Here is a 20,238-nt window from a genome sequence, read left to right as displayed (position 1 = left end):
CGGCGGGGAAGACGGTCACCGGCGCAGGATCAGGTCCAGGGCCTCGGCACGCGACGCCGAACTGGTCTGGAACAGCCCGCGCACGGCGGAGGTGGTGGTGCTGGCACCGGGCTTGCGGATGCCGCGCATCGCCATGCACAGGTGCTCCGCCTCGACCACGACGATCACGCCGCGCGGCTGCAGCTTGCGCATCATGGCGTCGGCGATCTGGCTGGTGAGGCGTTCCTGGACCTGCGGACGCTTGGCGTAGAGGTCGACGACACGCGCCAGCTTCGACAGACCCGTGACGCGGCCCGTGGGGCCCGGGATGTATCCGACGTGGGCGACGCCGTGGAACGACACGAGGTGGTGTTCGCACGTCGAGTACATCGGGATGTCTCGCACGAGGACGAGTTCCTGATGACCTTCGTCGAAGGTCGTGTCGAGGACCTCGTCCGGGTCGGTGAACAGTCCCCCGAACACCTCGCGGTAGGCACGAGCCACCCGGGCGGGAGTGTCGCGCAGGCCCTCGCGGTCCGGATCCTCACCCACCGCGATCAGCAGTTCACGCACGGCCGCTTCGGCTCGGGCCTGGTCGAATGTACGACCCGCGTCCACGCTCAATTCGTGGGTCGTCACATCCTCCGGGTCGGAACCCGTATCCGACTTCAGGTGGTTCACCGACACCCGCTCGCCCTCCACTCTTCACTCACTCGTCTCCATCGGAACCGACGGCCCCGATGCGCGCCCCGTACCGACTCACCGACACGGATCAGTGCCGGCCGGCCGGGCCTTCCCATCGCTGTGTGGGAGGGGGTTCGGGAGCGCCGTAACCATCGCGCGGTTGCGAGTCTCCCACGTGGTTCTCACCACGGTGCGCATCTGCCGCACCGTCTTCGCCGGAGTCCGACGGACGGTCGGCGTCCTGCGGCTCCTGCGGACGCCCGAAACTCTGCGTTTCCTGGGCCTGTTGTCCGTAGCTGGGCTGTCCGTAGCTCTGGGGGTTCTGCCCCTGAGGGCCCTGCGGATATCCGTATCCCTGAGGCTGTCCGGGGCCCTGCGGCCCGTGACCCTGCTGTTCCTGCGGGGTCTGCTCGCGCGGCGGCCAGCCGGGAGCCGACCATCCGGCGGGAGCACCGTAGTCCGGACGCGTCGCGTGCCGCGGACCACCCGGATACGGAGCCGTCGGCTGGAAGCCCGGAAGCGGCTCGGAGGCCGGGACCGGCTGCGACTGCTGTTGGGGTTTCGACTGCTGTTGGGGCTGGGGGTAGCCGTTCGCCGGCTGGTACTGCGGCTGCGCGCCGGGCTGGTAGCCGGCGGGAGCGGGCGCCTCGCCCTGGCCCGGATACTGCGGGTGCTGATGCGCCGGCTTCGTCAGCGACGGCGGTTCCGGCGGCCACGGCTCGCCACGCTCGGCCGCGAGCTCGGCGGGCGTCTTGATCGGCGGCTTGTCGGACGGGACCCGATCACCGAAATCGTTGAAGGTCGTGATCCGCGGACGCTTCTTCACGTCGGCCAGGATCCGGTCGAGATCCTTGCGGGTCAGCGTCTCGTGCTCGAGCAGCTCGCCCGCCAACACGTCGAGGGCGTCGCGGTACTCGTTGAGGATCGCCCACGCCTCGGTGTGCGCGGCCTCGATGAGGTTGCGGACCTCCTCGTCGATCTCGCGTGCCACTTCGTGCGAGTAGTCGGACTGCACACCCATCGACCGGCCGAGGAAGGGGTCGCCCTGCTCCTGGCCGTAGCGGACGGCGCCGAGCTTCGCGCTCATGCCGTACTCGGTGACCATCGCGCGCGCGATCTTCGTGGCCTGGTCGATGTCGGACGAGGCGCCGGTGGTGGGCTCGCGGAAGACGAGTTCCTCCGCGGCACGACCGCCCATCGCCATGACGAGGCGCGCGATCATCTCCGAACGCGTCATCAGGCCCTTGTCGTCCTCGGGCACCGTCATCGCGTGACCGCCGGTGCGGCCGCGGGCGAGGATGGTGACCTTGTAAACCGGCTCGATGTCGGGCATCGCCCACGCGGCGAGGGTGTGACCACCCTCGTGGTAGGCCGTGATCTTCTTCTCGTGCTCGCTGATGATGCGGCTCTTGCGGCGGGGACCGCCGATGACACGGTCGACCGATTCCTCGAGGATCGCCTCGGTGATCACCGTGCCGTTCTCACGGGCGGTAAGCAGCGCGGCCTCGTTGACGACGTTCGCGAGGTCGGCACCGGACATGCCCACCGTGCGCTTGGCGAGCGCACCGAGATCCGCGTTGGGATCGATCGGCTTGCCCTTCGAGTGCACGGCGAGGATCGCCCGGCGACCGGCGAGGTCGGGGTTCGTCACCGGGATCTGACGGTCGAAACGGCCGGGACGCAGCAGTGCCGGGTCGAGGATGTCGGGGCGGTTCGTCGCGGCCATCACGATGATGCCGGAGCGGTCGCCGAAGCCGTCCATCTCGACGAGCAGCTGGTTGAGGGTCTGCTCACGCTCGTCGTGACCACCGCCGAGGCCGGCGCCGCGCTGGCGGCCGACCGCGTCGATCTCATCGACGAAGATGATGCAGGGAGCGCTCTGCTTGGCCTGCTCGAACAGATCGCGCACGCGGGAGGCGCCGACACCGACGAACATCTCGACGAAGTCCGAACCGGAGATCGTGAAGAACGGGACGCCCGCCTCGCCGGCGACGGCACGCGCGAGGAGGGTCTTACCGGTGCCGGGAGGACCGTAGAGCAGTACGCCCTTGGGGATCTTCGCGCCGAGCGCTTGGTAGCGCGCCGGGTTCTGCAGGAAGTCCTTGATCTCGTAGAGCTCCTCGACGGCCTCGTTGGCGCCGGCGACATCGGCGAAGGTCGTCTTGGGCATGTCCTTCGACAGCTGCTTGGCCTTCGACTTGCCGAAGCCCATCATGCCGCCGCGACCACCGCCCTGCATGCGGCTCATCACGAAGAAGAACACGCCGAGCAGGATGATCATCGGCAGGACGAAGATGAGGATCGAGGTCAGCCAGCTCTCCTGGGTGACGCTCGTGTCGTACTTCTGCGCGCCCGACGCGGCGACCAGGTCGAAGATCTGTTCGGAGGCCGACGCGGGGTACTTCGCGATGATCTCGGTGCTGCCCTCGGTCGCGTCGTTGCCGTTCTCGAGCCACAGACGCACCTGCTGTTCGCGGTCGTCGATGCGGGCTTCGCTGACGTTCTGCGATTCGAGTTGGGACACCGCGACGGACGTGTCCACCTGGGTGAAACCGCGCGTGTCGTCGCCGAAGTAACTGAAGGCGTAGATCACCAGCAGAATGCCGGCGACGATCGCCAGATTACGGAACACTGTCTTGCGGTTCATACAGGTTCGGCCCGAGCGGCCGGTCCTTTCGATCGAGTTCGTCGGGGTCTCGCAGTCGCGGCGCTTCGCGCCCGGGGTGGCCGCACGCCGCGACGGTCACTGACCAAGCAACGCAAGGTTACCGCGTAGCAACGAGCGGTCGCCCCGGCACCGGCCGGAGCCGACACCGGGAAGACGTCGTAATCGACAACGATCGGGACGGAACCGGAGTTCCCCGAGCCGGGGACCTCACGACGCGGCTCGACCGGAGGTCAGCTGCTGTAGACCTTGGGATCCAGCGTGCCGATGTAGGGCAGGTCGCGGTAGCGCTCGTCGTAGTCGAGTCCGTAGCCGACGACGAACTCGTCCGGGATGTCGAATCCGACGTCCTTGACCTCGACGTCGATCTTCACGGCCTCCGGCTTGCGGAGCAGCGTGACGACCTCGAGCGACGCGGGGTTGCGCGTCGAGAGGTTCTTGAGCAGCCACGACAGCGTCAGACCCGAGTCGATGATGTCCTCGACGATGAGGACGTTGCGACCGGCGATGTCCTTGTCGAGGTCCTTGAGGATGCGCACGACACCCGAGGACGAGGTCGACGACCCGTACGAACTTACGGCCATGAACTCCATCTGCGTCGGGATCGGCAGAGCGCGCGCGAAGTCGGTCATGAAGAAGATGGCGCCCTTGAGCACCCCGATGAGCAGCAGATCGCCTTCCGGCGCACCCACCGGGTAACGCTCGGCGACCGACTGCGCCAGCTCTGCGGTCCGCTCCTTGATCTGTTCTTCGGAGATCAGCACCGACGCTATGTCGTTCTCGTACACCGGGGTCCTTCCCTACCTTCTGCTGCCGGTCGCCCGGACCTTCGCCCGGTCGACGTACTCCACGGCAAGCGTGCCACGCCGACGCGACACCACCAACCTCGTCCCCGTCCGCGGGCCCCGTCCGACCGCGACCGGGCCCTGTCCGCGCCACGCCGCTACCAGATCGTCGACCGTCCGCAGCATCGTCTCGTTCGGCGTGACGGTGTGATCGATCAGCCACGATCGGAGGGCTCTGCGTCGTACTGCGGCGGGAGCCGCCGCGAGAGTGTCGGTGTCGAGCAGGTCGTCCTCGCGCCGCGCTGTCGCGAGCAGGTCGCCGGCCCAGACATCGAGGGCGTGGCCGTCGTCCTGCAGTTGCCCGGCCGTGCGCGCGAGGGCTTCGGCGACGCCCCCACCGAGCACGTCCTCGAGCAGCGGCAGTACCTCACGGCGCAGACGCACCCGCGTGAACCGGTCGTCGGTGTTGTGCGGATCCTCGTACGGGCGGTAGCCGAGTTCGTCGCACGCCCGGCGGGTCGTGTCGCGGCGCACGCCGAGCAGCGGCCGGCCCCACGGCGGGTCGAAGAGTGCCATCCCGCGGATCGAACGCAGCCCCGATCCGCGGCCGAGACCGAGCAGCACCGTCTCGGCCTGGTCGTCGAGGGTGTGCCCGAGCAACACGGTCCGGTCGTCGCGGTTCTCGTCGAGCGCCCGGTAGCGGGCCACGCGCGCGGCGGCCTCGAGGCCTCCCCCACCGGTGACGTCCACACCGACCACCATGACGGTCGCGCAGCCGCGGGCCCGGGCGAACTCCGCGGCCCGCGCGGCGACGACCTCGGAACCGGACTGGAGGCGATGATCGACGACGACGGCGTGCACCGCCTCGGTCTCCGCGACGGCGGCGGCGGTCAGGGCGGCGGAATCGGCCCCGCCCGACAACGCGACGGTCACCGCGTCGGCCGGGTGCGCGCCCAGCCAGGCCCGCACGGCGAGGCGCACCTCGTGGATCGCCGGGGCTTCGGGCAGCAGCGGACGATCGTTGGACGGTGAAGCCACGATCAGCTCAGCACCCGCGCGATCCACGCATCGGGATGGTCGATCTCCGTCAGGGTGGGCAGGGCGTCCGGACCGGACCACACGGCGTTGAAGTCGTCCGTGCCGACCTTCGCAACGACGGCGTCGACGAACTTCTTGCCGTGCACGTACTGGGCCATCTTGGCGTCCATGCCGAGGACGAGCCGGATGAGGCGATGCACCGGGCTGCTGTTGCGGTGCCGCCGGTTGTCGAACGCCCGCCGGATCCGCGCGACCGACGGGACCACGGCCGGGCCGACACCGTCCATCACATGATCGGCGTGGCCTTCGAGCAGCGTTCCGAGCGCGAGGATCCGATCGAACGACTCGCGCTGAGACTGTGCCTGCAGCGCCCGCACGACACCGAGCATGCCCCGCTCCGACATCGCCTTGTCGCCGGGAGTGCGCAGGTCCTTCACCGCCGACACCACGCGGGTCGCGACGTCGCCCATCGGTTCGTCGACCGCGGTGGCGAGGTCGGCGGCGGCCTCGCGCATCAGCTCGGCCATCCACGGTGCCTGTGCGAACTGCACGCGGTGGGTCACCTCGTGCAGGCACACCCACAGCCGGAAGTCGGCGGGCGGCACCTTCAGGGCGCGTTCGACCGCGACGACGTTGGGCGCGACGAGCAGCAGCGAACGGGAGAACGGGTCGTACTGTCCGAGCACCGCGGACGACAGGTAGGCGAGCATCGCGCCGGCCTGCGCGCCCGCCGGTTTGCCCACCCAGCGGAGGGAGGAGCCTGCCGGATCCTCGCCCGAGGTCGCGGTGAGGTCGGCCATCGACGCCGCGGCCGCACGTACCCAGCCCGGCCGGTCGACGACCTGCGCGGGCGGCGGCTCGGTTCCGTCGTCGAGACGCGTGTGCTCGCGCACCGGTCCCTCGGCGCGCGCGGCGGCCGAGAACAACTCGTCCTGCACCGCATCGCGGGTGTACCGCGACATCGCGGGTTCGGAGCGGGTGAGGCGCACGCCGACCCCGGCCGCGAACGACCAGTCGATCGCGTCGCCGAGTGCCCGCTCCTTGCCGGTCATCGGCAACCGCACTCACGCAGTACCGACGCCACGGCGTCGAGGGCGGGCCGAGCCTCGCTCGGGGACCGGCCGTTGGACAGCAGAGCGAACGACAGCACGCGGCCGTCGGAGTCGACGGTGTATCCCGTGAGTCCGTTGACCTCGGTCAGAGTGCCGGTCTTCGCCCGCACCCATCCGGCTCCGGCACGGGTCGTGGTGCCGTAGCGGTCGGCGAGCGTGCCGGTCGCTCCGGCGACGGGAAGATAGTCGAGCATGGGCCGCAGCTCCGTCCTGTTCGGTCCGGCCGCCTCGGAGATCACGCGATCGAGCGTGCGAGCGGGGATCCGGTTCTCGACCGAGAGCCCGCTGACGTCGCGCAACGTCACACCGGTGACGTCCAGACCCGCTTGCTGCAGGGTACCGGTCACCGCCTTCGTCGTGCCCTCGAACGAGTGCTCGTTGCCCGTCGCGACGGCGACCTCCCGTCCGATGGTCTCCGCGAGGACGTTGTCGGATCGGCGCAGCATCTGACCGAGACGCACAGTGAGTGGCGCCGACTGGACCGACGCCATGGGCGCCGCACCGGGTGAGGCGGATCCGAGCGCTACCCGCGCGGGGTCGGCACCGAGCGCCGTCGCCAGTGCACGACCGGCGTCCAGGGCGGGCGTAGCGCTGCGAGGCGATTCGTCCTCGAGTGGGTTCGACCGGGCGCCGTCGAGCATCACCGGTTCGATGGGTGCGACGTAACCGTCGCCGACGTCCTGGGGAAACCAGCCCGGCGCGAGCGGATCCCCGCTGTACAGACTCGTGTCGACGAGGACCGTCTCGACCGTCGTGCCGCTGCGCCGGATCTGTTCGGCGAGGTCGGCGATGCGGGGACCACCGGGGTAGAAGCTCTCCTCGCCGGGCGGCATCGCCGAGAGGGTGGGGTCGCCACCCGCGATGAGGACGATCTCCCCCGGCTTCGAACCCTCGACGACACGCGTGGTGATCCGATGATCGGAGGGCAGCACGAGCATGGCGGCCGCGGCGGTGAGGATCTTCGTGGTGGAGGCCGGGATCAGCGCGCGATCGGCGTCCTTCGACCACAGCACCGTGCCGGTCGTGGGGTCGGTGATCGACCCGGCGAAGTCACCGAGGCCGGGATTGTTCACCGCCTGGTCGAGTGCCGCCGCCAGCGAGGTCGGGTCGGGCGTCGGAGCGTCGGGCGAGACCGCGGCGACCGCGGGGGTCGCGATCACCGGTGCCGGTGCGGGGAGCACGACCGCGCCGGCGGACGCCCGCACGTCGTAGATCGCGAAGGCTCCGCCCACGACGAGAGCGAGGAAACCCGCTCCCCAGATCCCGAAGAGGATCTTCATGTTCCGTCGTCGCCTGGTTGCCAGTGAACCCTGCTTCTTGTTGCCGCCCTGCCCCGTCAACACGCCTCCGCTGCATCCTGCACACACTGGTCGACCAGCTACCCGCACTTCCCGCTGCCGGCCGCACACTGCTGTGACGCACTCGGGGCCCCGGTACCTGCACCTCCAGCCTAGCGCCGCGACCGTTATCCTCTCTGCGGACCATCACCGCAGATACGGATGTCGTATCCGCCGGAAAAACACCGACGAAGTGAGGCAAGGCGTGGAGTTCGAGGTCACCATCGAGATCCCCAAGGGACAGCGGAACAAGTACGAGGTCGATCACGAGACCGGACGCGTCAAGCTCGATCGTTACCTGTACACCTCGTTCGGCTACCCGGCCGACTACGGCTACATCGAGAACACCCTCGGTGAGGACGGCGATCCGCTCGACTGCATGGTCCTGCTGCCCGAGTCGGTCTTCCCCGGCGTGATCGTCGAGGCCCGCCCCGTCGGCATGTTCAAGATGGTCGACGAGGCCGGTGGCGACGACAAGATCCTGGCCGTCCCGGCCGGCGACCCGCGGTGGGATCACGTCCAGGACATCAGCGACGTCTCGCAGTTCGAGCTCGACGCCATCAAGCACTTCTTCGTGCACTACAAGGATCTCGAGCCGGGCAAGCACGTCGAGGCCGCCGACTGGGTCGGTCGCGCCGAGGCCGAGGCCGAGGTGACCGCGTCGGTCGAGCGCCTGAAGAACAACGGCGGGCACTGACACCGAGCCTGTACAACGCGGATCCCCCGGACGATGCGATCGTCCGGGGGATCCGTCGTCTGCGGGGTCTATTCGCCCTTGAACTGCGGCGGGCGCTTCTCGAAGACGGCGGTGATCGCCTCGGTGAGGTCCTCCGACGGCAGGAACGCCGCGTTCCACGCCGCGACGTAGCGGAGGCTGTCGTCGACCTGCGGCGAGCGCGTGTGGTCGAGGACGTTCTTGATGCCCTGGACGACGAGCGGCGGGTTGGCGGCGATCTCCGCGGCGGTCGCGTGAGCGGCGGCCAGCACTGCATCGGCGTCGTCGTGGACGTCGTTGACGAGACCGATCTTCTCGGCGCGGGCGGCGTCGATGTCCTTGCCCGTGAGCGCGAGCTCGCGGACGTGACCGTCGCCGATGATGAGCGGAAGCCGGGCGAGGGTGCCGACGTCGGCGACCATTCCGACCTTGACCTCGCGGACGCTGAACTTCGCGTCGGCGCTCGCGTAGCGGATGTCGGCGGCGGAGATGAGGTCGACCGCTCCGCCGATGCACCAGCCCTGGACCGCGGCGACGACCGGCTTGCGGCAGTCGGCGACGGCCGTGATGGCCGCCTGCATGTTCTTGATCAACGTGTGGAAGTCCGTGCGCGGCTTCGCGAGCGCCTTGCCGGAGACGACGGCGCCGAGGCTGCCGCCCATGGCGACGAGGTCGAGGCCGTAGGAGAAGTTCCGGCCGGAACCGGCGAGGACGACGGCGCGGACCTCGGGGTCGGCGTCGAGCTCACCGAAGAGGACGGGCAATTCCGCCCAGAAGTCGGGGCCCATGGCGTTGCCCTTGCCGGGGCCGATGAGCGTGACCTGTGCGACGTGATCCTTGCGTTCGACGGTGAACGCTTTCCAAGGCGAGAGATCGGACATTGTGTGTTCGGCGGCTCTCGGCCCTCACAAGGGTGAGAACCGCCGTCCTCCTTCCAGGGTCGGGCTTGTGATGGTGACGACGGAATCTGTCGGTGGGCGTCGATAGCGTGCCCGGGCATGGGGGTCGAGGTTGTGCGTTACAACTTCCGGTTGCGTGCGGGCAGCAACGCCGAACGCGCGCTGCTCGACGAATGGCATCGCTGCAGGTTCCTGTGGAACGAAGCCGTGCACCTCCAGAAGACGAGCGCACGACCCACTTCCGGGAAGCTGAGCAAACAGCTGACCGAGACGCGCAGACGATCGGCGTGGTTGCGGGCCGGCTCCCAGGTCGCTCAACAACAGACGTTGCGGACCTACGCTCGTGCGCTCGACTCGTCGTTCGCGGTGAAAGGACGCAACCGCCCGAAGTTCAAGTCCCGGAAGGCAACGTCGCCGACTCTCGAGTACACCCGTCGCAGCTTCCGGATCCAGGAAGGCCGATTGCGCTTGCCGAAGGGCGTCACAATTCCGGTGGTGTGGTCGCGGAAACTGCCATCCGAACCGTCGAGTGTGCGCATCACCCGCGACTCGGTCGGAGATTGGTACGCGTCGTTCGTCGTCACCCGCAGCACCGAACCTCCGGCTCCGGCGCCGCCTGGTTCGGCGATCGGTGTCGATTGGGGAGTGACCCACACGGCGACCACCACCGACGAGCGGTTCGACCTGCCGCACCGGGGTCATCGCAAGCGTTGCGCGGCGGAGCCGGCGAAGGCGCAACGAACCATGGCTCGCCGACGCAGACCCAAGGGAAGCCGACCGTCCAGCGGATACCGGCGAGCCCGCAAACGTGCGTCGCAGGTGCAGAAGAAGGCCGCTCGGCGGAACCAGCGCGAGGCACGGATGTGGGCGCGCGGGGTGGTCGCACACCACGCACTGATCGCCGTGGAGGATTTCCGCCCCCAGTTCCTCGCCCGATCCACGATGGCGAGGAAAGCGGCGGACGCCGCGATCGGCGCTGCGAAGCGCGAACTCGTCGAGCAGGGCACGCGGGCCGGCCGGAAGGTGGTGCTGGTACGGCCCGCATACACGACGATGACGTGTTCGAGATGTTTCGCGAGAGCCAAGCAACGCCTCGAACTCGGCGAACGAACCTTCCGATGCTCGGCCTGCGACTACAGCGCATGCCGGGACCGGAACGCTGCCTGAGTGATTCTGGCTGTGGCGGAGCGTGGCCACACCGGTGTCGACGACGTCAGACAGGCGGATCACCTCCTGGGTGGTTCGGTTGCGGTCCGAGCCGGGAATCTCCTGCCTTCTGGCAGGAGAGGCGTTAATACCGAAGGGTAACTTGTTTACGTACGGACTGTATCGATCCACCCCACGACACGACACGACGACGACGCGTCCTCGGAACCGCGCCCATCCGGCGGCGATTTTCCTACTCTTGATCCATGACCAGGTCGCTGCATCCGAATGCCCACCGCGTCTCGGACACGCTCATCGCCCGCGGCCATCACGGTCTGATCGTCCAGCAGCCGGAGACCGTGCACACCGCTGAGCAGGCCGCCGCCGCGGTCGGTGTCGAGGTGGGCGCAATCGTGAAGTCGCTCGTCTTCCTGCTCGACGACGACCCGATCCTGCTGCTGGTGTCGGGGGCGCATCGCGTGTCGGTCGACCGGACCGGCGAGCGGCTCGGCGGCGAACTCGTGCCGGCCTCCTCCGACCTGGTCACGGAGGTCACCGGCCAGCCGCTCGGTGGCGTCGCACCGCTCGGTCATCCCACGAACCTGCCCACCTACATCGACCGTGCGCTGCAGTTCCACCCGGATCTGTGGGCGTCGGGTGGATGCCCGAACACACTGTTCCGGACCGTCTATTCGGAGCTCATGCGCATCACCGCGGCGATCGACGTCGACGTGGACTGAGACCGTCCACCTACCGGTACACCGGCATCTCCATCCGGGTACACTTTCCGTCGTGACAGTCCGAGCGTGGAGCCGCAGGCATGTCGACCTGTGTCGTACCCGCTCGTGCCTCTGTGCGTTCTGAGATCCGCACCATCCCTTCCTCTTTTCCGGCGCCGCACTGCTGCGGGTAGTTGCCTGCCCGGCGCCGCTCACCTTCCGACCAGCGGAGCCCTTCCATGACCACGTCCTCCATCGAGAACCCGGCCGGCAGCTCGGTCGATTCCCCCGAACTCGTTCTCATCGTGCAGATCTCGGACACGAACGCCGGGTCGGCGGGCGATCTCGCCGCCCTCGCCGATGCTCTGCGGGAGACCGCGCTCGATCTGCTCCCGGGTGCGCGCACCCACACTCTTCTCAGCCCCGGCCCGACCCCTCTGGTCATCGATCTGCCGGCCCGCGGGCTGGTGCTCGACAATCAGCGGGTCGAGTTGAGTCACAGCGAATTCGAGATCCTCGCGCACCTGGTGCGTCGGCCCCGCGTCGTGGTGTCCCGCGCGGCATTGAGGCCGCTCGGCGCCGGATACTCGGAGAACGACGACTTCGACACCGACCACGGCAACCGCAGTGTCGACGTCCATGTCTCCCGGATCCGTTCCAAGCTGGGACGTTTCGGCAACATCATCACCACTGTCCGCGGGTCGGGCTACCGGTTCGATCCCGATCCGCGCGTACACGTCGTCGAATCACTCGACCGCCGTACGGCGTGAACGCATGCGAAGGAGGGGCAGGAGTCGAAACTCCTGCCCCTCCTTCGCGATACGGATGCGTGTCAGGAAGCGCGCACGGATGTCCGAGCGCCCTCACCGAACCGGCGCAGGACCTCGACGACGGTCGGCGAGACCTCGACGAGGCCGCGCGACTCCAGCCACGGCAGCGTTCCGTCGACGAGATACTCGACGGTGAACGGCGCGGCGAGCGGGATCAGCGTGACGCCGTCGGCGACCTGCACGGCATGGATGTCCGCGATCAGCCCGGCGAGACCGTGCGGCGTTCCGACATAGGACAGCGTGCCGGCCTCCCCGCGAGTCGATTCCGGGCGGGTGCGCCGGGTGCGGGCGGTGCGGGCATCGGAGGCGAGGACGATCTCGACGTCGACGAGCACCGTGACCGAATCGGGATCGCGGCCCTCCTCGGCGGCCTCTGCACGGATGCGGTCGCGCAGTTTCCCGGCTTCACGCAGGTCGGCGGCACGCACCCGCACGACGTTGGATACATCGGCGCTGAGGTCGAGCGGCGGGTCGCCGACACGTCCCAGGGTCAGGTCGGCCCAGTAGTCGGGCCCGGAGTGACCGGTGAGTTCGACGGCGACGCGCAACGGCCGGATCGCGGCGGACTCGACGACGGCCGGGTCTGCGGATACAGGGATGACGGTGGATGAGACGGACATGGGATACCTCTCGGTACGGGCCGCGGAGCGGCACGGAGGGATCGGCCTGTGAGCCGGAAGACTGTGAGGGAGAAGACCTTCAGTCCGGACAGATTCCCGATGCCGTACGGCAGAGGTCGACATGGCGACGGCACCAGCGTGCCGCAGCGATCGTCCTCGTCCGTCCCATGCGAATTACCCTACTGATCCTATGGGGAATTGTCGACCGCTAGACGCACGGAGATGCGTCGCCGTCGGTCGCCCCGAGGCCGGGACGCGTCTCCGGCGAGGGGTTCCACACGCCGGCGGTCTTCGCGTGCACCCACGTCGGCCCGTTCTCGACCAGCAACCGGAGCGCTCCGAGGAGCCGCTCGACATCGTCGGACGAGCTGCCGAGTCCGAGCGACGCCCGGACGGCTCCGCCGGCACGACCGACCCGCGCGAGCAGCGGGTGGGCGCAGAAGCGTCCGTCACGGACGCCGATGCCGTACTCGGCGGACAGATAGGAGGCGACGTGGCCGGGCTCGTAGCCGTCGACCGTGAAGGTGACGATCCCGACGCTGTCGGCCGAATCGTTCCACAGCCGAAGCACTTCCACGCCGTCGATGGCCTGCAGACCGTCGACGAGCAGGGCGCACAGGGCTTCCTCGTGACGGATCACCGCGTCGGCGTCGAAACCGGCGAGCGCATCGCACGCGGCGGCAAGGGCGGCGACGCCGAGCACGTTGGGGGTGCCGGCCTCGTGACGCGCAGGGGCGCAGGACCATTCGGTGTGATCGAGGCGCACCTCGCGCACCGCGCCGCCACCGGCGAGGTACGGCTCGGCGGCGTCGAGCCAGTCTCGGCGGCCGACGAGCACTCCCGCACCGAACGGCGCGTACAGCTTGTGGCCGGAGAAGGCGAGGTAGTCCACACCGAGCTCGACGAGATCGACACGGCGATGGGGCACGAGCTGCGCACCGTCGACGAGGATCCGGGCACCGGAAGCGTGTGCGAGCTCGGCGAGTTCGGCGATCGGCAGGACCTCACCGGTGACGTTGGAAGCACCGGTGACGGCGAGCAGGGCCGCGGGTGCGCGCTGCAGTTCGACCGCGAGACGCCATACCGTCTCGGAGACGGTGTCCGCAGCCTCGACGATGCGAGAGTTCTTCCAGGGCAGCAGATTCGCATGGTGCTCGATGTCGAGCACCACGACATCGCCGGGCACCGCACTCGCGAGCAGGTTCAGCGAATCGGTGGTGTTGCGCGTGAAGACAACGACCTGGTCGTCGGCCGCGCCGACGAAGCGCGACACGGAGGAGCGGGCGTCCTCGTAGGCGGTGGTGCTGATCCGCGAAGCGTATCCGGCGCCGCGGTGCACGCTCGCATAGAAGGGCAGCAGCTCGGTGATGCGGTCGGTGACGGCGGACAGCGCCGGTGCGCTCGCCGCGTAGTCGAAGTTCGCATAGGTGCAGGTACCCCCCTGGACGAGCGGAACCTGCACGTCACAGCCGGAAACGGTGGCAAAGGGAGCGATGCAGGTGGTGGTGGCTACAGCAGTCATGACAAATCCCTTGTGTACTCGGGGACCCGCCGGTGACGCCTACGACGGAGAATTCTCGTCGCCGGCGGAGTCCGCGCTTGCCGTGTCCGGTAGTGGATTCACGGCCCGGTCGTCACCCGGAGCACCCCACCGCGGTTGGAGGGTTGCCGACCAGCTAGCCGGGGCTTGACGCTGGTACTCATGACCTGGCGAAGAGAATGGCAGGACGACCGGGCCGTGTCAACCCCGCACAGCTCCGCGTCGCCCGGCACCGCACGACGCCGACACGCGTTCTGCGCGCCGAACGTTCACCTGCCGTCCACCCGGACGTGAGATAACCGGAAGCACCATCGAGCAGAAGGACCCGCGGAATTGCCAGCCATAACCTCGACCCCCGTCGGCCGGTCCCCCATCCCCGACGAGTTCCTCCGCGCGTCGCACGCTCCACCCGCCCGCACCCTCGTCGACCTGCTGCGGAGCACTGCCGAAGCACATCCCGACGCCCCCGCGATCGACGACGGCGCGACGGTCCTCGAATACGCCGAACTGGTCGAGGCGGTGATCGCCGGTGCGTATGCGCTGAACGACGCGGGCGTCGGGGCCGGCGACAGGGTCGGGGTCCGCATGACCTCCGGGCGCAGCGACCTGTATGTGACGATTCTCTCCATTCTCGCCGCGGGCGCCGCGTACGTCCCCGTCGACGCCGACGATCCCGACGAGCGGGCCGAACTCGTGTTCTCGGAAGCGCAGGTCACCGCCATCGTCACGGACGAGGGCATCGGACCGGGCACGGCCGCGCCGTCGGGCACCCCGGTGGTGCGAGGCCCGAACCTCGATGACGACGCGTGGATCATCTTCACCTCCGGTTCAACCGGAACACCGAAGGGTGTCGCCGTCACCCACCGCAATGCGGCGGCCTTCGTCGACGCGGAAGCGCGAATGTTCTGCCAAGGGGAGCCGCTCGGTCCCGGCGACCGGGTCCTGGCCGGGCTGTCCGTGGCGTTCGACGCCTCGTGCGAGGAGATGTGGCTCGCCTGGCGGCACGGCGCCTGCCTGGTTCCGGCGCCCCGCGCGCTCGTCCGCTCCGGCATGGACCTCGGGCCGTGGCTCGTCTCGCGCAACATCAACGTCGTCTCCACGGTGCCCACCCTCGCGGCGATGTGGCCGGCCGAAGCCCTCGAGGCGGTGCGTCTGCTCATCTTCGGTGGCGAGGCCTGCCCACCCGATCTCGTCGAACGTCTCGCGGTTCCGGGACGCGAGGTGTGGAACACCTACGGCCCCACCGAGGCGACGGTCGTGGCCTGCGCGTCGCTGATGGACGGCACCGGACCGGTCCGCATCGGCCTGCCCCTCGACGGATGGGATCTCGCCGTCGTGGACGCCGACGGCAACCCCGTCGAGGAGGGCGCGACCGGTGAACTCGTCATCGGTGGTGTCGGCCTCGCGCGCTACCTCGATCCGGCGAAGGACGCCGAGAAGTACGCTCCGATGCCCACGCTCGGCTGGGACCGCGCCTACCGCAGCAGTGATCTCGTGACGCTCGACCGCGCCGGTCTGCTGTTCCAGGGACGCGCCGACGACCAGGTCAAGATCGGTGGCCGCCGCATCGAACTCGGCGAGGTCGACAACGCACTGCAGAACCTGCCCGGCGTGGCGGGCGGTGCGTGCGCGGTCCGCAAGACGGCCGCGGGACATTCGATCCTCGTGGGATACCTCGCCTCCACCGATCCGGACTTCGACATCGCGTCGGCCCACGACCTGCTGTCCGAACAACTCCCGGCCGCGCTCGTCCCCCGACTCGCGCTCGTCGACGAACTGCCCACCCGCACGTCCGGCAAGGTCGACCGCAACGCTCTGCCGTGGCCGCTGCCCGGCGCCGATGCCGACTCGGTGGAAGCACTCGGTCTCGATCCCACCGCCGAATGGGTCGCCGAACTGTGGACCGACATCCTCGGCGCCCGGATCGAGGGCGTCGACGACGACTTCTTCGAACTCGGGGGTGGTTCCCTCGCGGCGGCGCAACTCGTCACGGCGCTGCGGAGCCGGTATCCGGAGATGACCGTCGCAGAACTGTACGACCACCCGAGGCTCGGATCGCTCGCCGTCTACCTCGACGAACTCGCGCCGACGGAAGCGGCGACACCGCGAGAGGTGACCCCGGTGCCGCGGCTCGCCCAGCTCGGGCAGATCGCCGTGACCGCCGTCCTCACCACCCTCACCGGACTGCAGTGGGTGACCTGGCTGGCGATCCTGAACAACGTCGTCGCGCTCGTCGTGGACGTGCCGTGGACCGTCACCCTGTCGTGGTGGTGGGTCGCGCTCGGTGTCCTGCTGTTCCTCACGCCCGTCGGGCGCATGGCGATCTCCGTCGCGGGTTCGCGTCTGCTCCTGCGCGGCATAGAGCCCGGAAGCTACCCACGCGGCGGGAGCGTCCACCTCCGGCTGTGGACGGCCCTGCGACTGTCCGAGGCCGTGGGTGCCGTGAACATCTCGAGCGCTCCCTGGATGCGGCAGTACGCGCGGGCGCTGGGAGCGAAGGTCGGCCGCGACGTCGACCTGCACAGTCTTCCACCGGTCACCGGTCTCCTCGAACTCGGCGACGGGTGTGCCGTCGAGCCGGAGGTGGACCTCGGCGGCTACTGGGTGGACGGCGACGTCGTCCACATCGGAAGCATCCGGATCGGTGCCGGCGCCACGGTGGGCGCCCGCTCGTTCCTGGCCCCCGGCGCGCGGATCGGTAAGGACGCCGAAGTGGAGGCCGGATCCGCGGTGTTCGGTCGCGTGAAGGCCGGGCAGAACTGGTCGGGCTCCCCCGCCCGCAAGGCCGGCAAGGCCGACCGGCCGTGGCCCGCCGCGACACCGCCGCGGGGCGGCAGGTGGGTGCCGGTCTACGCGCTGTCGTCGATCCTGCTCGGCGGCCTGCCCGTCGTCTCGATCGCCGGCGGGGTCGCGCTGCTCGTGTGGTGGGTGCACGACACCCCCACCGTCTCCGACGCCGTGGTGCACTCCCTGGCGATGCTGCCCGTCGCGGCGCTGCTGACGATGTTCGTCTTCGCCCTGCTCACCCTGACGGCCGTGCGACTGCTTGCCGTCGGGATGACCGAGGGCTGGCATCCCGTGCGCAGCCGCGTGGGCTGGCAGGTGTGGTTCACCGAGCGCCTCATGGACTCCTCGCGCACCTTCCTGTTCCCGCTCTACGCGTCGATGCTCACCCCGATCTGGCTCCGATTGCTCGGCGCCGACATCGGTAAGGACGTCGAGGCGTCGACCGTGCTGATGGTTCCCAAGTTCACCAAGGTCGCCGATGGAGCGTTCCTCGCCGACGACACGATGGTCGCCTCCTACGAACTCGGCGGCGGGTGGCTGTACATCTCGCATGCGAAGGTCGGCAAGCGTGCCTTCCTCGGCAACTCGGGTATGGCGGCGCCGGGTCGGCGCGTCCCGAAGCACGGGCTCGTCGCGGTGCTCTCCGCGGCTCCGGAGAAGGCGAAATCCGGCTCGTCGTGGCTGGGCAGTCCCCCGGTGCGCCTGCGGCGCGCAAGCGGTGACAGCGACGCGAGCCGCACCTTCGCACCGCCGCTGAAACTGAAGATCGCGCGCGGCGCGGTGGAGACCTTCCGGCTCGTGCCCATGGTCGTCACCTACGGCATCGGGCTCGGTGTGCTCTTCGCACTCAACACCCTCGCCGTGCACTGGGGCTATCTCGCCGCTGCGCTGCTGGGCGGTCTCGTGCTCATGGTGGCCGGAGCCGTGGCGTGCCTCGTGACCGTGATCGCGAAATGGCTCGTCGTCGGTCGGATCGGACGCGTCGAGCACCCGCTGTGGAGTTCGTTCGTGTGGCGCAACGAGGTCTCCGACACCTTCGTGGAGACCGTGGCGGCACCGTGGTTCGCCCGGGCCGCGGCGGGCACCGCCGTGATGAACCTGTGGCTGCGCGCGCTGGGGTCGAGGATCGGGCGCGGTGTGTGGTGCGAGAGCTACTGGCTGCCCGAGGCCGACCTGGTGTCCCTGGGCGACGGTGCGACCGTCGAACGCGGTTGCGTTGTACAGACCCACCTGTTCCATGATCGGATCATGTCCATGGACACCGTGACCCTCGGCGCCGGCGCCACGCTCGGCCCCCAATGCGTCGCGTTGCCCGCCTCGGGCATCGGCGACGGTGCCACCGTCGGCCCGGCCTCGCTGGTGATGCGCGGCGACGTCGTCCCGCCGTCCACTCGCTGGCAGGGCAATCCGATCACGCCGTGGACCACGCCGAACGACTGGTCGCCGCGGTGAAGCCCATCAAGGCCGCCAAGCCCGTCGCGCCGGTCGCCGCGGACCGGCCGCTCGACCCTTATCTGCCCGAGAGCGGGAACCGCGGCTACCGGGCCTCCCGCTACGAACTCGAACTCACCTACAAGGTCGTGTCCAATCGGCTCGACGGCCGGGCGAAGATCATCGCCACGACTACGGACGTGCGCGCCAAGTATTCGCTCGATCTCGCGCAGTCGATGCGAGTCACGAAGGTGACCGTCAACGGGCGACGTCCCGCCAAGTTCGCGCATCGTGGCGGCAAGCTCACCGTCACCCCCGCCGAGAAACTCCCTGCCGGGGCGGTCCTCGTCTTCGGTGTGCAGTACTCGGGAACCCCCACCCCACTGCGGACCATGTGGGGTGAGGTCGGCTGGGAAGAACTCGACGAGGGTTCGCTCGTCGCGAGTCAGCCCAACGGCGCACCCACCTGGTTCCCCTGCGACGACCATCCCGGTTCGAAAGCCACCTACCGCATCGCGGTCACCACCGACGCTCCGTTCGTCGCGATCGCGAACGGCACCCTCGTGCACAAGACCACGAAGGCGAGTCGCACCACCCGCGTCTACGAGCAACCCGAACCCATGGCGACCTATCTCGCCACGGTCCAGACCGGGCACTACGAGATACGCACCCTCTCAAACGAACCCGTGCCCCAGTACGGCATCCATCCGCCTCGGTTGCGCGCGGCGTTCGATCGGGACTTCGCTCGCCAGACCGAGATGCTCGAGTTGTTCACGCGCCTGTTCGGCCCGTACCCGTTCGCGCACTACACCGCTCTGGTGACCGACGACGACCTCGAGATCCCTCTCGAAGCACAGGGATTGTCGATCTTCGGCGCGAACTTCTGCGACGGCACCGGCCGCGAGGAACGGCTCGTCGCACACGAGTTGGCGCACCAGTGGTTCGGCAACAGCCTCACGCTGAACCGTTGGTGCGACATCTGGCTCCACGAAGGATTCGCGTGCTACGCGGAGTGGTTGTGGTCGGAGAACTCGGGCGGCAGGTCGGCGCATGCACATGCGCTCGACGCCCACCGGGGTCTGGCCCGAAAGCCGCAGGACATCCTGCTCGAGGATCCGGGCCCGAAGGACATGTTCGACGACCGCATCTACAAGCGCGGAGCACTGACTTTGCACGCCCTGCGAGTGCAGCTCGGCGACGAGCCGTTCTTCACCCTCCTACGGACGTGGACCGCGGAACACCGGCACGGCAACGTGACGACGGCGCAGTTCAAGGATCTCGCCGCACGTTTCTCGGACGTCTCGCTCCGGTCGCTGTGGGAGGCGTGGTTGAGCACGCGAGAGCTTCCCCCGGCACCGACCGCCTAGTTCCGAGGGCGCAGAGATGCATCCAGTGCGCTCATCAACTGTCCGACACGACTTCTCGAGGTAGGGGCGATCGGATATCTGGACAGGACGTCGACCACCACGGGGGTCGCACGGCGCCGGGCGTCGTCGAGCGAGTCCTCAGCTGCCGTCGGGTCTCCGCCCGCACGGAGTTCGGCGATGCGAGCGACACTCGCAGCGGTACGCAGGATGTGCCCGACCTGAGTGGCCTTCGCGATCGGGTGCAGATAGGCAGCCGCGGCGGCATCGCCGGCACACCGCGCGGCGAGGGAAGCCGCTTCCGTCGGTGCATCCTTCGCAGCTCGGTGGGCATCCAGGGCGGCGACGCGCTGGAGTCTCGTTCGTCGCGCACCGTCGACGAATTCTCGCGCCGCATCGAGTGCTGAACGCGGACGACGGTCCTCGGGCACGGATTCCTCGAAGACGGGAAGCACGTCCTGTGCACTCTCCGCCACGTATCGGACGACCGCCCGCAGTTCGTCCACGGTGAGTTCGAAATCACCGGTCACGCTTGTCGCCGGCCCGTTCCGTCCCACGTATCCGAGCATAGCCCGACCGAATGTCCG

16 protein-coding genes and 1 riboswitch are annotated in these 20,238 nt (G+C 68.9%); of the genes, 6 read left to right on the top strand and 10 right to left on the bottom strand.

All coding sequences use genetic code 11. The features are described from left to right. Positions 1 to 15: 15 nt before the first annotated feature. The 6 genes from folE to dacB all read right to left on the bottom strand — a co-directional run bounded on the left by folE (position 16) and on the right by dacB (position 7,543). A complete protein-coding gene (folE, locus tag RBB84_RS23370; protein WP_231912058.1) occupies positions 16 to 651 on the bottom strand; it encodes a GTP cyclohydrolase I FolE in 636 nt (211 codons plus the stop codon). Between the two features lie 100 nt (positions 652 to 751). Then, positions 752 to 3,310, bottom strand: a complete 2,559-nt coding sequence (gene ftsH / locus RBB84_RS23365) for an ATP-dependent zinc metalloprotease FtsH (RefSeq protein WP_064256738.1) — start codon at positions 3,308 to 3,310, stop codon at positions 752 to 754. A gap of 251 nt (positions 3,311 to 3,561) precedes the next feature. Further along, complete coding sequence (gene hpt / locus RBB84_RS23360) at positions 3,562 to 4,116, bottom strand: hypoxanthine phosphoribosyltransferase (RefSeq protein WP_006550520.1); 555 nt, start codon at positions 4,114 to 4,116, stop codon at positions 3,562 to 3,564. Between the two features lie 12 nt (positions 4,117 to 4,128). Continuing rightward, positions 4,129 to 5,178: a tRNA lysidine(34) synthetase TilS gene (gene tilS / locus RBB84_RS23355; RefSeq protein WP_064256737.1), complete on the bottom strand. Its 1,050-nt coding sequence runs from the start codon at positions 5,176 to 5,178 to the stop codon at positions 4,129 to 4,131. After that, the gene (locus RBB84_RS23350) at positions 5,154 to 6,203 is read right to left on the bottom strand and encodes a zinc-dependent metalloprotease (protein WP_033096982.1); all 1,050 of its coding nucleotides are present in this window, start codon (positions 6,201 to 6,203) and stop codon (positions 5,154 to 5,156) included. Before RBB84_RS23350 ends, tilS begins: the two co-directional genes overlap by 25 nt. Beyond that, positions 6,200 to 7,543 (bottom strand): D-alanyl-D-alanine carboxypeptidase/D-alanyl-D-alanine-endopeptidase, encoded by a 1,344-nt coding sequence (gene dacB / locus RBB84_RS23345; RefSeq protein ID WP_019290202.1) that lies wholly within the window; start codon positions 7,541 to 7,543, stop codon positions 6,200 to 6,202. Before dacB ends, RBB84_RS23350 begins: the two co-directional genes overlap by 4 nt. 262 nt (positions 7,544 to 7,805) lie before the next feature. Here dacB and RBB84_RS23340 point away from each other — a divergent pair, with 262 nt between their 5' ends. Beyond that, positions 7,806 to 8,297 carry an inorganic diphosphatase gene (locus RBB84_RS23340; RefSeq protein ID WP_006550524.1) on the top strand — a complete coding sequence of 164 codons (492 nt, stop codon included), beginning with the start codon at positions 7,806 to 7,808 and terminating at the stop codon, positions 8,295 to 8,297. 68 nt (positions 8,298 to 8,365) lie between these two features. Here the strand turns inward: RBB84_RS23340 and RBB84_RS23335 are convergent, their stop codons facing one another. Next, positions 8,366 to 9,196 carry a crotonase/enoyl-CoA hydratase family protein gene (locus RBB84_RS23335; RefSeq protein WP_033096936.1) on the bottom strand — a complete coding sequence of 277 codons (831 nt, stop codon included), beginning with the start codon at positions 9,194 to 9,196 and terminating at the stop codon, positions 8,366 to 8,368. Positions 9,197 to 9,313: 117 nt separating this feature from the next. Between RBB84_RS23335 and RBB84_RS23330 the strand changes: the two genes are divergently transcribed. The 3 genes from RBB84_RS23330 (at position 9,314) to RBB84_RS23320 (ending at position 11,849) form a co-directional block, all read left to right on the top strand. Beyond that, a complete protein-coding gene (locus RBB84_RS23330; RefSeq protein ID WP_231912055.1) occupies positions 9,314 to 10,381 on the top strand; it encodes a transposase in 1,068 nt (355 codons plus the stop codon). A 245-nt stretch (positions 10,382 to 10,626) separates the two neighbouring features. Then, complete coding sequence (locus tag RBB84_RS23325; RefSeq protein ID WP_064256736.1) at positions 10,627 to 11,100, top strand: YbaK/EbsC family protein; 474 nt, start codon at positions 10,627 to 10,629, stop codon at positions 11,098 to 11,100. A 218-nt stretch (positions 11,101 to 11,318) separates the two neighbouring features. Then, positions 11,319 to 11,849 (top strand): winged helix-turn-helix domain-containing protein, encoded by a 531-nt coding sequence (locus RBB84_RS23320; protein WP_064256735.1) that lies wholly within the window; start codon positions 11,319 to 11,321, stop codon positions 11,847 to 11,849. A gap of 62 nt (positions 11,850 to 11,911) precedes the next feature. Here RBB84_RS23320 and RBB84_RS23315 read toward each other — a convergent pair whose 3' ends face one another. Beyond that, positions 11,912 to 12,529 carry an LLM class flavin-dependent oxidoreductase gene (locus tag RBB84_RS23315; protein ID WP_082921070.1) on the bottom strand — a complete coding sequence of 206 codons (618 nt, stop codon included), beginning with the start codon at positions 12,527 to 12,529 and terminating at the stop codon, positions 11,912 to 11,914. A 208-nt stretch (positions 12,530 to 12,737) separates the two neighbouring features. Next, positions 12,738 to 14,051: an aminotransferase class V-fold PLP-dependent enzyme gene (locus RBB84_RS23310; RefSeq protein ID WP_039957820.1), complete on the bottom strand. Its 1,314-nt coding sequence runs from the start codon at positions 14,049 to 14,051 to the stop codon at positions 12,738 to 12,740. A 68-nt stretch (positions 14,052 to 14,119) separates the two neighbouring features. After that, a riboswitch (SAM riboswitch) is annotated at positions 14,120 to 14,237 on the bottom strand. 165 nt (positions 14,238 to 14,402) lie between these two features. Here RBB84_RS23310 and RBB84_RS23305 point away from each other — a divergent pair. Next, positions 14,403 to 18,308, top strand: a complete 3,906-nt coding sequence (locus RBB84_RS23305; RefSeq protein WP_350246922.1) for a Pls/PosA family non-ribosomal peptide synthetase — start codon at positions 14,403 to 14,405, stop codon at positions 18,306 to 18,308. Further along, a complete protein-coding gene (locus RBB84_RS23300; protein ID WP_024102830.1) occupies positions 18,275 to 19,654 on the top strand; it encodes a M1 family metallopeptidase in 1,380 nt (459 codons plus the stop codon). The genes RBB84_RS23305 and RBB84_RS23300 overlap by 34 nt, the downstream gene beginning before the upstream one ends. On the opposite strand, the gene RBB84_RS23295 is transcribed toward RBB84_RS23300, so the two are convergent. After that, positions 19,651 to 20,208 carry a putative immunity protein gene (locus tag RBB84_RS23295; protein ID WP_231912054.1) on the bottom strand — a complete coding sequence of 186 codons (558 nt, stop codon included), beginning with the start codon at positions 20,206 to 20,208 and terminating at the stop codon, positions 19,651 to 19,653. The genes RBB84_RS23300 and RBB84_RS23295 overlap by 4 nt on opposite strands. Positions 20,209 to 20,238 lie beyond the last annotated feature (30 nt).

This window comes from Rhodococcus sp. D-6 (assembly GCF_040256695.1).
Lineage (GTDB): Bacteria > Actinomycetota > Actinomycetes > Mycobacteriales > Mycobacteriaceae > Rhodococcus > Rhodococcus pyridinivorans.
Note: the sequence above shows the minus strand (reverse complement) of the source record. Positions and strands in the feature narration are given on the sequence as shown.

Coding starts and splice junctions, on each gene's coding strand:
- ftsH (WP_064256738.1), bottom strand. CDS start 3,310: ATGAACCGCAAGACAGTGTTCCGTAATCTGGCGATCGTCGCCGGCATT.
- RBB84_RS23350 (WP_033096982.1), bottom strand. CDS start 6,203: ATGACCGGCAAGGAGCGGGCACTCGGCGACGCGATCGACTGGTCGTTC.
- dacB (WP_019290202.1), bottom strand. CDS start 7,543: ATGAAGATCCTCTTCGGGATCTGGGGAGCGGGTTTCCTCGCTCTCGTC.
- RBB84_RS23335 (WP_033096936.1), bottom strand. CDS start 9,196: ATGTCCGATCTCTCGCCTTGGAAAGCGTTCACCGTCGAACGCAAGGAT.
- RBB84_RS23330 (WP_231912055.1), top strand. CDS start 9,314: ATGGGGGTCGAGGTTGTGCGTTACAACTTCCGGTTGCGTGCGGGCAGC.
- RBB84_RS23325 (WP_064256736.1), top strand. CDS start 10,627: ATGACCAGGTCGCTGCATCCGAATGCCCACCGCGTCTCGGACACGCTC.
- RBB84_RS23320 (WP_064256735.1), top strand. CDS start 11,319: ATGACCACGTCCTCCATCGAGAACCCGGCCGGCAGCTCGGTCGATTCC.
- RBB84_RS23315 (WP_082921070.1), bottom strand. CDS start 12,529: ATGTCCGTCTCATCCACCGTCATCCCTGTATCCGCAGACCCGGCCGTC.
- RBB84_RS23310 (WP_039957820.1), bottom strand. CDS start 14,051: ATGACTGCTGTAGCCACCACCACCTGCATCGCTCCCTTTGCCACCGTT.